General features: G+C 71.2%; 12 protein-coding genes and 1 pseudogene. 2 read left to right on the forward strand and 11 right to left on the reverse strand.

Going from position 1 to position 13,709, the window contains the following annotated elements; all coding sequences use genetic code 11:
- Window positions 1–239 precede the first annotated feature (239 nt).
- The 3 genes from ABD140_RS27375 to ABD140_RS27385 all read right to left on the reverse strand — a co-directional run bounded on the left by ABD140_RS27375 (window position 240) and on the right by ABD140_RS27385 (window position 2,332).
- Complete coding sequence (locus ABD140_RS27375) at window positions 240–572, reverse strand: histone-like nucleoid-structuring protein Lsr2 (protein WP_344243877.1); 333 nt, start codon at window positions 570–572, stop codon at window positions 240–242.
- Window positions 573–1,038: 466 nt separating this feature from the next.
- The gene (locus ABD140_RS27380; RefSeq protein WP_344243878.1) at window positions 1,039–1,812 is read right to left on the reverse strand and encodes an RDD family protein; all 774 of its coding nucleotides are present in this window, start codon (window positions 1,810–1,812) and stop codon (window positions 1,039–1,041) included.
- Between the two features lie 7 nt (window positions 1,813–1,819).
- The gene (locus tag ABD140_RS27385; RefSeq protein WP_344243879.1) at window positions 1,820–2,332 is read right to left on the reverse strand and encodes an amino-acid N-acetyltransferase; all 513 of its coding nucleotides are present in this window, start codon (window positions 2,330–2,332) and stop codon (window positions 1,820–1,822) included.
- A gap of 189 nt (window positions 2,333–2,521) precedes the next feature.
- On the opposite strand from ABD140_RS27385, the gene ABD140_RS27390 reads away from it, so the two are divergent.
- Window positions 2,522–3,460 (forward strand): C40 family peptidase, encoded by a 939-nt coding sequence (locus ABD140_RS27390; protein ID WP_344243880.1) that lies wholly within the window; start codon window positions 2,522–2,524, stop codon window positions 3,458–3,460.
- A gap of 112 nt (window positions 3,461–3,572) precedes the next feature.
- Here ABD140_RS27390 and ABD140_RS27395 read toward each other — a convergent pair whose 3' ends face one another.
- Window positions 3,573–3,803, reverse strand: a complete 231-nt coding sequence (locus ABD140_RS27395; RefSeq protein ID WP_106397151.1) for a LuxR family transcriptional regulator — start codon at window positions 3,801–3,803, stop codon at window positions 3,573–3,575.
- Window positions 3,804–4,179: 376 nt separating this feature from the next.
- On the opposite strand from ABD140_RS27395, the gene ABD140_RS27400 reads away from it, so the two are divergent.
- Complete coding sequence (locus tag ABD140_RS27400; protein WP_344243881.1) at window positions 4,180–5,163, forward strand: LacI family DNA-binding transcriptional regulator; 984 nt, start codon at window positions 4,180–4,182, stop codon at window positions 5,161–5,163.
- Between the two features lie 125 nt (window positions 5,164–5,288).
- On the opposite strand, the gene lysX is transcribed toward ABD140_RS27400, so the two are convergent.
- The 7 genes and pseudogenes from lysX to ABD140_RS27435 form a co-directional block, all read right to left on the reverse strand.
- The gene (lysX, locus tag ABD140_RS27405; RefSeq protein WP_344243882.1) at window positions 5,289–6,782 is read right to left on the reverse strand and encodes a bifunctional lysylphosphatidylglycerol synthetase/lysine--tRNA ligase LysX; all 1,494 of its coding nucleotides are present in this window, start codon (window positions 6,780–6,782) and stop codon (window positions 5,289–5,291) included.
- Window positions 6,783–6,827: 45 nt separating this feature from the next.
- Window positions 6,828–7,616, reverse strand: a complete 789-nt coding sequence (locus tag ABD140_RS27410; protein WP_344243883.1) for a type III pantothenate kinase — start codon at window positions 7,614–7,616, stop codon at window positions 6,828–6,830.
- Window positions 7,616–10,222: pseudogene (locus tag ABD140_RS27415) on the reverse strand (L-aspartate oxidase). The gene ABD140_RS27410 and the pseudogene ABD140_RS27415 overlap by 1 nt, the downstream one beginning before the upstream one ends.
- Window positions 10,223–10,307: 85 nt before the next feature.
- Window positions 10,308–10,721 (reverse strand): aspartate 1-decarboxylase, encoded by a 414-nt coding sequence (panD, locus tag ABD140_RS27420; protein WP_344243884.1) that lies wholly within the window; start codon window positions 10,719–10,721, stop codon window positions 10,308–10,310.
- On the reverse strand, window positions 10,722–11,561 hold the full coding sequence (gene panC, locus ABD140_RS27425; protein WP_344243885.1) for a pantoate--beta-alanine ligase: 840 nt from the start codon (window positions 11,559–11,561) through the stop codon (window positions 10,722–10,724).
- Between the two features lie 32 nt (window positions 11,562–11,593).
- Window positions 11,594–12,478 carry a Rossmann-like and DUF2520 domain-containing protein gene (locus ABD140_RS27430; protein ID WP_344243886.1) on the reverse strand — a complete coding sequence of 295 codons (885 nt, stop codon included), beginning with the start codon at window positions 12,476–12,478 and terminating at the stop codon, window positions 11,594–11,596.
- A gap of 264 nt (window positions 12,479–12,742) precedes the next feature.
- Complete coding sequence (locus ABD140_RS27435; RefSeq protein ID WP_344243887.1) at window positions 12,743–13,696, reverse strand: SAM-dependent methyltransferase; 954 nt, start codon at window positions 13,694–13,696, stop codon at window positions 12,743–12,745.
- Window positions 13,697–13,709 lie beyond the last annotated feature (13 nt).

The raw sequence follows: 13,709 nt of genomic DNA on the forward strand, positions 1-13,709 counted from the left end.
CCATCAGGTGAAGACCTTCCCAGAGCCGAGGCTGTTCATCCTCATCCAACTACCGGTTCGCCATGCGATGTTCCCGATACGCCACAGGCGAACGAACGACCACGGCTCTGGAACCGCCATTCCCCCCTGCTACCCGCATAGACGCTCGAGATCCCGAGATGACCGATTTTTTCGATACGCCAGAAGCGAACGGCCCGCCTCCTGATCGGAAGGCGGGCCGCATCGGCGAGCGGATCCGCTCAGTGCGCCGCGTCGTACTGCTCGACGACCGAGGCGGGAATGCGACCGCGCTCATTCACCTTGATGCCCTGGCCCTTGGCCCAGGCGCGGATGTCCGCGCTGCGCTCGCGGTTGGAGGCCCCCCGCTTGGCGGCACCCGTCCGGCCGCGCTTGGCCGAACCGGCACGGCGCGAGTGCTCGATGAAGGGGATCAGCGAATCACGCAGCTTCTTGGCGTTCTCCGAGCTGAGGTCGATCTCATAGGCCACACCATCGAACGAGAACGACACGGTCTCGTCCGCCGCGCCGCCGTCGAGATCGTCGACCAGACGAACAATAGTTTCGCGTGCCATGGGGCTGGCCTTTCCGCAAGTGTCAGTGCCGGGAGGCCCCGGCAAACTCCATTCGGTTCCTAAACATATACCCGCCGTCAGCACTTGACAATTCGAGGCGCTCGAAGTTTTCCTCCGGCTTCTGCGGAGGTCGTGTAACGCGCCGACCGGGTAACGCACCGTAATCGGCTCCGGCGGCCGAAATCCCCGCCGAGTTTCACAGTAAGCCCATCGAACGCTGAAGTGGATCTTGCATAGCGGGCTGATTCCCACCTACATGTCCCCTGATAACCCAACAGCAACGTCACCCCACGAAGCATCCCTATAAAGAGGAGATAAGGTGAGAATTGCGTGATCTTGGGACGCTACGGACATGCGCCTTCACCTCGGCAGACCCTATCCCCACGGCGAAGGCCCCTCGGAAGGCGTTCCGAAGGGCCTTGCCGCGGGCGCCCGCGAGGAACCTCTCGCAAAGCGCGCCGAAACGCTACGGGCTCCACTCCGCGTGGTCGTCCACCACGACGGTTCCCGCGTAACGGTCGTGGATCGCCTGGAAGAGGGGACGATCCCAGATCGCCCACAAGTAGGCCATGAGCACCCCGGCCGCCGCGACGAACATGAAGAAGAGGAAGAAGGCCCAGACCTTCACGCCCAGGAGCAGGAAGAGAAAGACGCCGAGCATGTAGCCGAGATTGTTGAGGGCCGCCCGCCACAACGCCGTCATCAGGGGAAGCGGGTCCCCCGCCGGATCGGCCAGCACGACCCGCAGGCCGATCTGCCGCTTGCCCAGGGTGCGGCCCCAGAAGGCGAGCTGGATCGCCTCGTAGAGGAACGGCAGCACCGCCACCACGACGAATGTCGTCCACAGGACGGGCGTCGACCACCCGCCCTCCTCGTCCTTGTTGATGCCGATGGACGCCAGAACGATCGGGAAGACCAGCGCGAAACCGGCGACCCACACCAGGCCGGCGTCGATGAGCCGGGCGAACGCGCGTTGCTTGAATGCGGCGAGCGGAAGGTTCTCCGCCGGATGCGGACCGCTGGACGCGGCGGAACGGTAAGTCCGCTGCGGCTGTTCCGCGGGATCGGGATATGCCGACTGTGGCGGGCCATATCCCGGATCTCCGCCATATCCCGGCTCAGGCGGTCCATACCCGGGCCGTTGCGGTGGGCGAGGTGCGCCGTAAGGTCCTTGCGACGGCGGAGGCGGACCATATCCGCCGCCCGAACGCGGACCGTACGGGTTGGGGGGTTCGGTCATGATGTCGTCATTCCTCCAAGCGGAGCAACATCCGCGTGTTTCCCAGTGTGTTGGGCTTCACCCGATCCAGGTCGAGGAACTCCGCGATCCCGTCGTCATAGGATCTCAGGAGCTCTTCATAGACGGCGTGCGCCACCGGAGTGCCCTGGATCTCTCGGAAACCGTGGCGGGCGAAGAACTCCACCTCGAAGGTAAGGCAGAAAACCCGCCGGACACCCAGTTCCCGCGCCGTGGACAGAAGCCGGTCGACGATCCGGTGACCGATCCCCATACCCCGGCATTCCGGATCGATGGCGACCGTGCGGACCTCCGCGAGGTCCTCCCACATCACATGGAGGGCGCCGCATCCGATGACTCCCCCGAGTTCCGGCGCGTCGGCCACCCAGAACTCCTGGACGTCCTCGTAGAGGTTCACCGTGCTCTTCTCCAGAAGACGCCGTCCCGGGCCGCCGTACGTGTCGACGAGACGCCGGACGGCACGGACATCGGGCGTGCGCGCCCGCCGGATCGCCATCTCCATAATGGGCTTGAGACTAGTCGTACGCGACCCCTTCGCGGACCGGGAACGACCTGCGGAATCAGCGGCCGCGGTTGGCACGGACGGCAGACTTCGTTAGTCTCCTGCGCTGAGTATCAGCAGTGGCTCGCAATCTGCTGCTCCGGCCCCCATCCACAGCTGACCCGGTGGGCGGCCGAGGAGAGGAATTCCGTGAAGCGCCCCCACCATCGCCTGCTCGCCCTGGCCTGCGGCGCCCTCGCCGCCGTCGTCGCCGTTCCCGGCGCCGCGTACGCCGAGCCCGACCCGATGAAGCGGATCCAGTCCATTCACGAGGAGCTCGAGAAGGTCAGCGAGCAGATCAACGGCCTCAAGGTCAAGCTGAAGCAGGCGGAGCGCGCCGCCAAGGTCGCCTCCGACAACGCCTCGCGCCAGAAGAAGGCGCTGGACGTCGTGGCGCGGGAGGTGAGCGGGCTGGCCGCCACCAGCTACATGCTGGGCGGCACCGACCAGGCGCTCATCCTGGCCACCACCGACCAGCCGCAGCACTTCCTGGACCGCACCTCCACGCTCAGCTTCTTCGCCTCCCAGAACGGCACCAAGGTGTCCGAGCTGCTCGCCGCCATGCAGTCGGCGCAGCGCGCGGAGAAGGCCGCCGACGACCGCGCTGGCCAGGTCCGCCGGCTCAACACCCAGCTGACCGAGCGGCAGGACAAGCTCAAGAAGGACTACACCCAGATCCGCGACAAAATCGTCCGGAAGAGTCCCAAGAGCATCGTCGACATCCCGCCGGTGCCCGGCGCGGGCAAGGCGGCCGAGGCGCTGCGGCTGGCCCTCACCCAGCTCGGCAAGCCCTACGTCTGGGGCGCGGACGGGCCCGACAGCTACGACTGCTCGGGGCTGACGATGTGGGCGTACGCGAAGGTCGGCATCCACCTGCCGCACTACACCGGCAGCCAGTGGAACGCCGGCGCCCACGTCGGGCTCGCCGAACTGCAGCCGGGCGACCTCGTCTTCTTCTACAGCGACCTGCACCACGTCGGCCTCTACATCGGCGACGGGCAGATGGTGCACGCCCCCCAGACGGGCGACGTGGTGAAGATAGCCCCGATCGGCGGCCGCCCCTTCGCGGGCGGCGTACGGGTCGCCTGAGGCCGCCGCAGGCCCGCAGGACGCAGAACGCCGCCATGGGGGCGTGGCCCTCCATGGCGGCGGTGTTCGTCGGGGGCACCGGGATCGCCGGGTCGCCCGCTCCGCGGTCGTGCTAGATGAGTTGTCTGCGAGCCGCCCACACGACGGCTTCGATGGGGGTGTTGACGTCGAGGCGGTCGCAGATGGCACGAAGCCTGCGGCGCAGGGTGCGCGCGCTGAGTTCGAGCTTCCGGGCCGCCACGTCGGCGGTCACGCCGCTGGCGATCTGCGCCAGCAACTTCAGTTCATCCTCGTTCAACCGGGGTTCGTCGAAGGCCCGGCGCGCGAGTGTGCCCTGATCCACTCCATTCCTCCCTCGTCGCTGGTGCTGACCGCGGGGGCGCAGCGTGCGCTGCTGTGGGCAATGGGTCCCGTACTACTACTGTCCGTCGGTGGCCGGACTCGGCCGATACGTCGTTCGAGCGCCGTTCGCGGGGAACGCTGAGTAACGTCGGCTCGAGAGAAGGGTCATCGGTTGCAGCCTTGCCCTCTCCGGTCCATGAATCGTTTCAAACTCCCTACGACCCGGAACGCTAGGCGGCCGGATGCGGACCGTCAAGCTCTCCGAGAGCGCAAAAAGTGACCCCTGAATCACGTTTCGTGCCGCCCCCGAGAAGCGGTGCGCGCCCGAAAGCCGTTAACCTGCGACAACACATCCCGACCCGGGGGGGAGTGGTCTGATGCGAGCCAGCATCCGGGAGGTAGCACGCCGCGCGGGAGTTTCAGTTGGGACCGTTTCGAATGTCCTAAATCGGCCAGACGTCGTGGCCGAAGCCACCCGTGTCCGCGTTCTCGCCGCCATCGAGGAGCTCGGCTTCGTGCGCAACGAGGCGGCGCGGACTCTGCGCAAGGGCTCCGGGCGGACACTGGGAGTGATCGTCGAGGACCTCGCCGGCCCCTGCGCCGCGGACCTCGTCCGCGGCGTCGAGCGCGCCTGCGACACCGGCGGCTACGACATCATCTGGTGCACCAGCGACGGCGACCCCGAGAAGGAGCGGCGCCGGCTGGACTTCCTGGAGCAGCAGGGCGTCTCCGGCGTCATCGTCGCCCCCGTCGCGCTGGACGCCGACCGCGTCGCCCGGCTGCGCGCCCGCGACATCCGCACGGTGCTCCTCGACCGCAGGATGAGCGGGACCACCGCGTCCTCGGTGGGCGTCGACCACCGGCAGGGCGGCAGGCTCGCCACGCGCCACCTCGTCGAGCTCGGCCGGCACGACATCGCGTTCGTCACCACCGAGCCCGAACCGCCGCCGGTGCGCCAGCGGCGCGGCGGCGCGCTGCAGTCGCTGGGCCAGGCCGGGTACGCGCCCGAGCAGGTGCTCACCATCGCCGAGCAGGAGCCCACCGCGCAGGCGGGGCAGCGCGCGGCACGGCGGCTTCTGGAGTTTGGAACGCTCCCCACCGGCGTTTTCTGCGTCGACGACCTGCTGGCCGTCGGACTCGTCAACGAGCTCACCCGCAACGGGGTGAAGATCCCGCAGGACGTCGCGGTCGTCGGCTACGGCGACATCGCCCCGGCGGCCACCTGCGTCGTCCCGCTCACGACCGTGCGCCAGCCCCGCGACGAGCTGGGCGCGGCGGCGGCGGAGCTCCTCATGGACGAGGCCGAGGGGCGCCACCTCACGCTGGCGCCCGAGCTCGTCGTCCGCGACTCGGCCTCCTGAGGAGCGCCGGCGGCACGTCCCGGAAAAGCGCAGGGCCGGGCCCCCGGCCTCGCCCGTGGCGAACGAGACGGGAGCCCGGCCTCCGCGGGAGCGGGCCGGAAGCCCGGCACCTCCCCGGGAGCGGGTCAGGAGCCCGGCTTCACCAGCGGGAAGAGGATGGTCTCGCGGATGTTCCGCCCGGTGAAGGCCATGATCATCCGGTCGATGCCCGCCCCCATGCCGCCGGTCGGCGGCATCGCGTACTCCAGGGCGCGCAGGAAGTCCTCGTCCAGCTGCATCGCCTCCGGGTCGCCGCCGGCGGCCAGCAGCGACTGCTCGGTGAGCCTGCGGCGCTGCTCGATCGGGTCGACCAGCTCCGAGTAGGCGGTGCCCAGCTCGGTGCCGAACCCGATGAGGTCCCACTTCTCGGTCAGCAGCGGCTCCTCGCGGTGCTCGCGGGTGAGCGGCGACGTCTCCAGCGGGTAGTCCATGACGAACGTCGGCTGCCTCAGGGTGTGCTCGACGAGCTCCTCGAACAGCTCCTGCACCACCTTGCCCTGGCCCCACTTGGGGTCCCAGTGCACCTCGCGGGCGTCCGCGAGCTTGCGCACGGTCTCGATGGGAGTGTGCGGGGTCAGCTCCTCGCCCACCGCCTCCGACACCGCGCCGTACAGCGTGATGCGCGGCCACTCCTTCAGGCCGAGGTCGTACTCCTGCCCCTCGTGCACGACCACCGTGGTGCCCAGCGCGGCCACCACGGCCTTCTGGTACATGCGCTGGGTGAGGTCGGCCATGTCGTTGTAGTCGAGGTAGGTGCCGTAGGCCTCGAGCATGGTGAACTCGGGGTTGTGCGTCGAGTCCGCGCCCTCGTTGCGGAAGTTGCGGTTGATCTCGAAGACCTTGTCGATGCCGCCGACGACCAGCCGCTTGAGGTAGAGCTCGATCGCGATGCGCAGATAGAGCTCCATGTCGTAGGCGTTGATGTGCGTCTTGAACGGACGCGCCGTCGCGCCGCCGTGGATCGGCTGCAGCATCGGCGTCTCGACCTCGAGGTAGCCCTCCTCGTGCCAGAAGTCGCGGACGGCGCGCACGGTGTCGCTGCGCAGCCGCGCCATCCGGCGCGCCTCGTCGTTGACGATGAGGTCGACGTAGCGGTACCGCACCCGCGCCTCGGGGTCGGTGAGCCCGGCGTGCTTCTCCGGCAGCGGGCGCAGGCACTTGGAGGTGATCGCCCAGCTCTCGGCCATGATCGACAGCTCGCCGCGGCGGGACGTGATGACCTCGCCGGTGACGCCGACGTGGTCGCCGAGGTCGACGTCGCGCTTCCAGGCCGCCAGGGACTCCTCGCCGACCCCGGCCAGGGACACCATGACCTGGATCTCGGCGGTGCCGTCCTTGAGGGTGGCGAAGCAGAGCTTGCCGCCGACGCGCGAGAGCATGACCCGTCCCGCGACGGAGACCTTCTCCCCCGTCTCGGTGCCCGGCTCGAGGTCGGGATGTTTCTCGCGGACCTCGGCGATGGCGTGGGTCCGCGGGAAGTTCACCGGATAGGGGTCGATGCCGCTCTCCCGGAGCCGCTCCACCTTGTCCAGGCGGACGCGCATCTGCTCCGGGGCGTCCTCGTAGGCATGTTCGCTCACGATGTCAAGGCTATCGACCCCGGAAAACCGGTGCGAACGCGTATCTCAGGAACCGCCGATGTTGCGCTCGTAGATGAGCCGCAGGCCGTGCAGGGTGAGCCAGGGCTCGAAGACGTCGATGCTGCGCGCCTCCTCCAGCACCAGCGGCGCCAGCCCGCCGGTCGCCACGACCTTCACCTCGTCGGGGTTGTCCGACAGCTCCTCGACCATCCGGTCGACCAGCCCGTCGACCTGGCCGGCGAAGCCGAAGATGATGCCCGACTGCAGCGCCTCGACGGTGTTCTTGGCGATGACGTGCCGGGGCCGCACCAGCTCGATCTTGTGCAGCTGGGCGCCGCGCATCGACAGGGCGTCTATCGAGATCTCTATGCCCGGCGCGATGGCGCCGCCGACGTACTCGCCGCGGGCCGAGATGCAGTCGAAGGTCGTCGCGGTGCCGAAGTCCACCACGATCGCCGGGCCGCCGTGCAGGTGGATGGCGGCCAGGGAGTTGACGATCCGGTCGGACCCGACCTCCTTGGGGTTGTCCATGCGCACCGGCACCCCGGTCTTCACGCCCGGCTCCACGATGATCGCGGGGACGTCGCCGTAGTAGCGGCGGCACATCTCCCGCATCTCGTGCAGCACCGACGGCACCGTGGAGCACAGCGCGATGCCGCTGATGTCGGTCTCGACCAGCAGCGGGCTCTGCTGGATGAGCCCCTGCAGGACGACGGCTATCTCGTCCGCGGTCCGGCGCGGATCGGTGTTGATCCGCCAGTGCTCGATGACCTCGTCGCCCTCGAACAGTCCCAGGACGGTGTTGGTGTTGCCGACGTCGATCGTGAGAAGCATCAGGTCCCCGCTGCGGTACGGAAGTCAAGGCCGATGTCGAGGGCCGTCGCGGAATGCGTGAGGCCACCCACCGCAAGGTAGTCCACCCCGGTGGCGGCGGCTCTCCGGGCCCTGGCCAAGCCCAGTCCGCCCGATGCCTCCAGCGTGGCGCGCCCGGCCGTGAGCCGGACGGCCTCGGCCATCGTCATGTCCGACATATTGTCCAGCAGAACGTCGGTGGCTCCGGCCGTCAATGCCTCCTCCAGCTGCTCCAGGGTGTCCACTTCGACCTGGATGTGCAGCTCGGGGTAACGACTGCGGATCGCCTCGTACGCCGCGGTGACGCCGCCCGCCGCGGCGACGTGGTTGTCCTTGACCAGCGCGGCGTCCTCCAGCGACATGCGGTGGTTGACGCCGCCGCCGCAGCGCACCGCCCACTTCTGGAGCGCGCGCAGGCCGGGCAGCGTTTTGCGGCTGTCGCGCACCCGCGCGCCCGTGCCCTCGATCTCCTTCACCCACAGCGCCGTCTGGGAGGCGATACCCGACAGATGTGTCATGAAGTTGAGGGCGATCCGCTCGGCCCGCAGCAGCTTGACCGTCGGCGCGGTGACCGTCAGCAGCACGTCGCCCTTGGCGACGTGGTCGCCGTCCCGGAAGTGCCGCTCCAGCTCGGCCTCGCCGTCCATGAGGACCTCGAAGACCGTCTCGGCGACCACCAGCCCGGCCACGACGCCCTCCTCCCGGGCCGTGAAGTCCGCGGTGGAGACCTGCCGGGGGTCGAAGATGGGCTCGCTGGTGACGTCGGTCTCGCCGTCCTCGGCCAGCGCCGTCCTGACGAGGCTCGCCACGGCCAGGGGGTCCAGCCCCTGGTCCCGCAGCCGCTGCGACAGCTCGGGCGTCATCGGTTCCTCACTCACTTGCTCACTGGCGCGGCGCGCGGCCGCGCTGACGGGGGTGGTGCCTGATCGGGCCCGCGGACCCGGGACCGCTCAGGCGGCGGTGGTCCGGTGGGAGCGCTCGGGAGTGAACTCCAGCCGGAACCCCCCTTCGGCCAGCCGCCCGTTCAGCCGCCCCAGCCAGCGGGCGTCGTCGCGGTCGGGGAAGTCCTCGCGCCAGTGGCTGCCGCGGGTCTCCCCGCGGCGCTCGGCCGCCGCCACGACGGCCGTGGCCACGGTGTGCAGGTTGGTGGCCTCCCACGCCTCCAGGCACGGGTCGTCGCAGGTGCGCCCGCCCAGCTCCGCCAGCAGGCGGCGCGCCTCGGCCAGCCCCTCCGCCGAGCGCAGGACCCCGCAGTGGCCGCTCATGACGCGCTGCACCTCGCCGCGGACCGACGGGTCGAGCAGGCCGCGGCGGCGCGGCCGCGCGGTCGCGGGCGTCCCGGTCGCGACCGGGTCCCCGGCCAGCGCCTCGCCGATGCGCTCGGCGAAGACCAGGCCTTCCAGCAGCGAGTTGGAGGCCAGCCTGTTCGCGCCGTGGACGCCCGTGCAGGCCACCTCCCCGCAGGCGTACAGGCCGGGGATCGAGGTGCGCCCGTACCCGTCGGTGCGCACGCCCCCGCTGGCGTAGTGGGCGGCCGGGACGACGGGGACCGGCTGGACCACCGGGTCGATGCCGTGCTCGCGGCAGCTGGCCAGGATCGTCGGGAAGCGCGACTCCCAGAAGCGGGCGCCCAGGTGGCGCCCGTCGAGCAGCATGTGCGGCTCGCCCGTCTCGCGCATGCGGTTCATGATGCCCTTGGCGACGACGTCGCGGGGCGCGAGCTCGGCCAGCTCGTGCCGGCCGAGCATGAAGCGGGTGCCCGAGGCGTCGACCAGGTGCGCGCCCTCGCCCCGCACCGCCTCGGAGATCAGCGGCTGCTGGCCGGTGGCGCCCTCCCCCAGCCACATCACCGTGGGGTGGAACTGCACGAACTCCAGGTCGGCGACCTCGGCTCCGGCGCGCAGCGCCAGCGCCACCCCGTCGCCGGTGGAGACCGCCGGGTTGGTGGTGGCCGAGAAGACCTGGCCGAGCCCGCCGGTGGCCAGCACGACCGAGTGCGCCCGCACCGCGCCCACCCCGTCCCGGCTGCCCTCGCCCATGACGTGCAGGGTGACCCCGGCGGCGCGCCCGCCCTCGGTGAGCAGGTCGAGCACCAGGGCGTGCTCGATGACCTCGACCCCCTCGGCCTGCTTGAGCGCGGCCAGCAGCGCCCGGCTGATCTCGGCGCCGGTGGCGTCTCCCCCCGCGTGGGCGATGCGCCGCCGGTGGTGGCCCCCCTCGCGGGTGAGCGAGACCGTGCCGTCGGCGGCGAGGTCGAAGTGGGCGCCCAGGGCGATGAGCCGGCGCACCGCGTCCGGGCCCTCGGTGACCAGGGTCCGCACGGCCTCGGCGTCGCACAGGCCGGCCCCGGCGGTGAGGGTGTCGGCCAGGTGCTCCTCGGGGCTGTCCTCGGGGGCGAGCGCGGCGGCGATGCCGCCCTGGGCCCAGCGGGTGGAACCGGCGTCCAGCAGCGCCTTGGTGACCAGCAGCACCCGGCCGTGCCGCGTCGCGCGCATGGCCGCCACCAGCCCGGCGATGCCCGAGCCGATCACGACCGTGTCGGTGCGCGCGGTCCAGCCGGGCGCTCCTGCGGCGAGCTCCTCGATCATGACGCCCTCCTCGGGGGGTTTTCGTCAGTATGACACTAATCCGGGGAGGGCTATTCCCCCGGGGTAGGTCGCACGAGGCCCCGGGTCAGTGCACGAGGTCGGGACGGCGGGTGTCGGTGCCCGGCACCGGCTCGGCCGGGTCCTCGCCCAGCAGGACGATCTTGTTGTCGGCGTCCACGTGCACCACCGAGGGACGGAAGGAGCGCGCGTCGGCGTCGGTCATCGCGGCGTAGCTGATGACGATGACCAGGTCGCCCGGGTGCACCAGGTGCGCGGCGGCGCCGTTGATCCCGATCACCCCGGTGCCGCGCGGGCCCTCGATGACGTAGGTCTCCAGCCGTGCCCCGTTGGTGATGTCCACGATGTGCACCTGCTCGCCGGGCAGCAGGTCGGCCGCCTCCATGAGGTCGGCGTCGATGGTGACCGAACCGACGTAGTGCAGGTCCGCCTGGGTGACGGTGGCGCGGTGGATCTTGGACTTGAACATGGTCCGGAACATTCAGAACTCCAGGGGGAGGTTGTCGATCAGACGGGTGGCGCCGACGCGTGCCGCGACGGCCAGGACGGCCGGGCCGCGGTGCCCGGGTTCGACGGGATCGAAGGTAGCCGGATCGGCCAGGACCAGGTAGTCCTGGCGCAGCGGGGGATCGGCCTTGGACGCCTCGTCCAGCACGGGCTGCGCCGCCGCCAGGACGGCCGCCACGCCGTCCGGTACGGCGTCGCGGCCCGCGAACAGGGCCCGCGACAGTGCGAGCGCGGTACGCCGCTCGGCCTCCGCCAGGAAGCGGTTGCGGCTGGAGAGCGCCAGCCCGTCCGGCTCCCGGACGGTCGGCACCGCGACGATCTCCACGCCGAGGTTGAGGTCCTCGGCGAGCCGGCGGATCACCGCGAGCTGCTGGGCGTCCTTCTGCCCGAAGAACGCGCTGTCGGGGCGGACCATTCCGAAGAGCTTGGCCACCACCGTGGCCATCCCGTCGAAGTGCCCCGGCCGTGCCGCGCCCTCCACGACCCGGCCCATCCGGCCGGTGCTCACCGAGACCTCCAGCGGCCTGGGGTAGACGTCCTCGACGGACGGCGCGAACACCACGGCCACGCCCTCGGCGGCGCAGATCGCCGCGTCGGCCTCCAGCGTCCGGGGGTAGCGCTCGAGGTCCGCCTGCTCGCCGAACTGCAGCGGGTTGACGAAGACGCTGACCACAACGTGGTCGGCGGCCTCGCGCGCCCGCCTGATCAACTCGCGGTGCCCGTCGTGCAGCGCCCCCATCGTGGGGACGAACCCGACGGTGCCCGGCAGCGCCCCGCGGGCCCGCGCCAGGTCGGCGAGAGAGTGAACGATCATCGAGGTCCTTCCTGCTCGGGAAGAAGGCGGGCTCACCGGGAGTCGGCCAGCACGCCCAGCAGCCTTTCGGCGTCCTCGGGCTTGAGGAGGCCGGAGTCCAGTGCCAGGTCGGCGGTGCGCCGGGCCAGCGCCAGGTAGCCCGGCACCGCGTCCGGCTCGACCGCCTTCAGCGCGGCCAGGTGGTCCGAGACGGTGCCCGCGTCGCCCCGCGCCACCGGGCCGGTCAGCCCCTGGCCGCCCAGCCGCAGCCCGTTGTCCAGGGCCGCGCCCAGCAGCGGCCCCAGCATCCGGCCCGGCTCGGCGACCCCGGCGGCGCGCAGCAGCCCCGAGGCCTCCACGACCAGGGTGACCAGGTGGTTGGCGCCCAGGGCGAGTGCCGCGTGGTAGGTCGTGCGCTGCTCCTCGGCGATCCAGACGGGCTCGGCGCCCATCTCCACCACCAGCGCCTCGGCCACCGGGCGCAGCGGCCCCGGCGCGGTCACCCCGAAGGAGACGCCCGTGAGCCGCTCCAGGTCGTCGGTGCGGCCGGTGAAGGTCATCACCGGGTGCAGGGCCAGCGGCAGCCCGCCCTCCCGGGCGAGCGGGGCCAGCACCGCGGTGCCGTGCCGGCCGCTGGCGTGGACCAAGATCCTGCCCTGGACGGGGACTCCCGCCTCGACCATGCCGGCCGCCAGGTCGGCGAGGGCGTCGTCGGGGACGGTCAGCAGGACGAGGTCGGCGGCGGCGACCACCTCCTGGGGGGCCAGGAACGGCAGCCCGTGCAGCAGCTCCTGGGCGCGCAGCAGCGAGGCGACGGCGGAGGCGGCGACGACGCGATGGCCGGCGCGCGCGAGCGCGGCGGCCAGCACGGCGCCGACGCGGCCCGCGCCGACGACGCCGACCTTCAGCCTGCCGGGCCGCTGGGTAGGCAGATCCATTGAACGTTCCAGTCCTCGAAAGGGGTACCGGACGGTGCGAGCCAAGGTTACCCAAGCCCGGGGGGCACCTCGTCTGACGCCCTCCCTGACTCCGAGTCACCCTATGGTCACCCCGGCGGTCATTACTCCTCGAGGGTGCCACGGGACAAGGTGGTGTTCCTGCCCATTCACAGGGAGGAGGCGCCTAGGGACGGACGTTCGCTCAGTTACTCCAGGGGTCCCGAAGACCGCCGTCCCACCGTTCGCCGGAGGGGCGGCGGCTTCTCAGGTCCGGAAGAAGTCCAGGCCGGCGGGCTCCTTGGCCTGCATCAGCCAGCCGAACCCGCCCAGACCGCCCGGATCGGTGAGCTCGGCGGCCTCGCCGGCCCGCGAAAGGGCGGCCACGTAACCGCGCGGATCGCGGACCGCCAGCTCCCTGGGCGGCCTGCGCCCGTCCACGCCCAGGGCGTGCAGGGCCTCCCGCTGGGTGGTGAGCACGGTCTCCAGCCCCGGCACCGCGCAGGAGTCCAGCGCGACGTGCGCGGTGACGTCGCAGGAGCCGTCCGGGACGGGCCAGACGGACCTGCCGTCCCGGTAGCCGGCGAGGGTGGGCCGCCGGGTCGCCGCGTCGTGGGCGTAGTCGACGGCGACGGCCACCCCGGCGTCCATCCGCCCCACCAGCCACGCCCACGCCTCGTCCCGGCTGCGCCCGATCTCGGCCCTGCCCGTGCGCTCCGGCCACCAGCGGGCCAGCCAGGCCAGATCGGCCTCCGCCGGCTCGGGCCCCGGCTGCTCGTTGCCCGCGGTGTCCACGAGCATCAGGCGCGGCCCGCCGGGGCCGTACTCCACGATGTCCAGCGGCACGTTGTCGAGCCACTCGTTGGCCACGACGAGACCGGTGATCCCCTCCGGCGGCTCGGTCGCCCACACGACGCCCTCGCCGCCGCCCCTGGGCTCCACCTCGACGGCGACCGTGCGCATGCGCCGCGCCACGTCCCGGGGCGCCGCCTCCCGTATCCCGGTGAGCAGGGAGGCGCAGCCCGCGCCCATGTCCACCACGTCGAGCCGATCCGGGCGGCCGAGCCGGGCGTCAACTTCCGCCAGCAGACCGGCCAAGGCTCGGGCGAACAGCGGCGAGGCGTGCACCGACGTCCGGAAGTGCGCCTCAGGATGTTCCCGCCGGTAGAAACCGTCGGGCCCGTACAGTGCCCGCTCCATCGCCGCGCGCCAGGTGATCACTGCACCAGGGTCG

The organism is Actinocorallia libanotica (genome assembly GCF_039525175.1).
Lineage (GTDB): Bacteria > Actinomycetota > Actinomycetes > Streptosporangiales > Streptosporangiaceae > Actinocorallia > Actinocorallia libanotica.

Coding starts and splice junctions, on each gene's coding strand:
- panC (WP_344243885.1), bottom strand. CDS start 11,561: ATGATCGTTCACTCTCTCGCCGACCTGGCGCGGGCCCGCGGGGCGCTG.
- ABD140_RS27375 (WP_344243877.1), bottom strand. CDS start 572: ATGGCACGCGAAACTATTGTTCGTCTGGTCGACGATCTCGACGGCGGC.
- panD (WP_344243884.1), bottom strand. CDS start 10,721: ATGTTCCGGACCATGTTCAAGTCCAAGATCCACCGCGCCACCGTCACC.
- ABD140_RS27400 (WP_344243881.1), top strand. CDS start 4,180: ATGCGAGCCAGCATCCGGGAGGTAGCACGCCGCGCGGGAGTTTCAGTT.
- ABD140_RS27410 (WP_344243883.1), bottom strand. CDS start 7,616: ATGCTTCTCACGATCGACGTCGGCAACACCAACACCGTCCTGGGACTG.
- ABD140_RS27430 (WP_344243886.1), bottom strand. CDS start 12,478: ATGGATCTGCCTACCCAGCGGCCCGGCAGGCTGAAGGTCGGCGTCGTC.
- ABD140_RS27380 (WP_344243878.1), bottom strand. CDS start 1,812: ATGACCGAACCCCCCAACCCGTACGGTCCGCGTTCGGGCGGCGGATAT.
- ABD140_RS27385 (WP_344243879.1), bottom strand. CDS start 2,332: ATGGAGATGGCGATCCGGCGGGCGCGCACGCCCGATGTCCGTGCCGTC.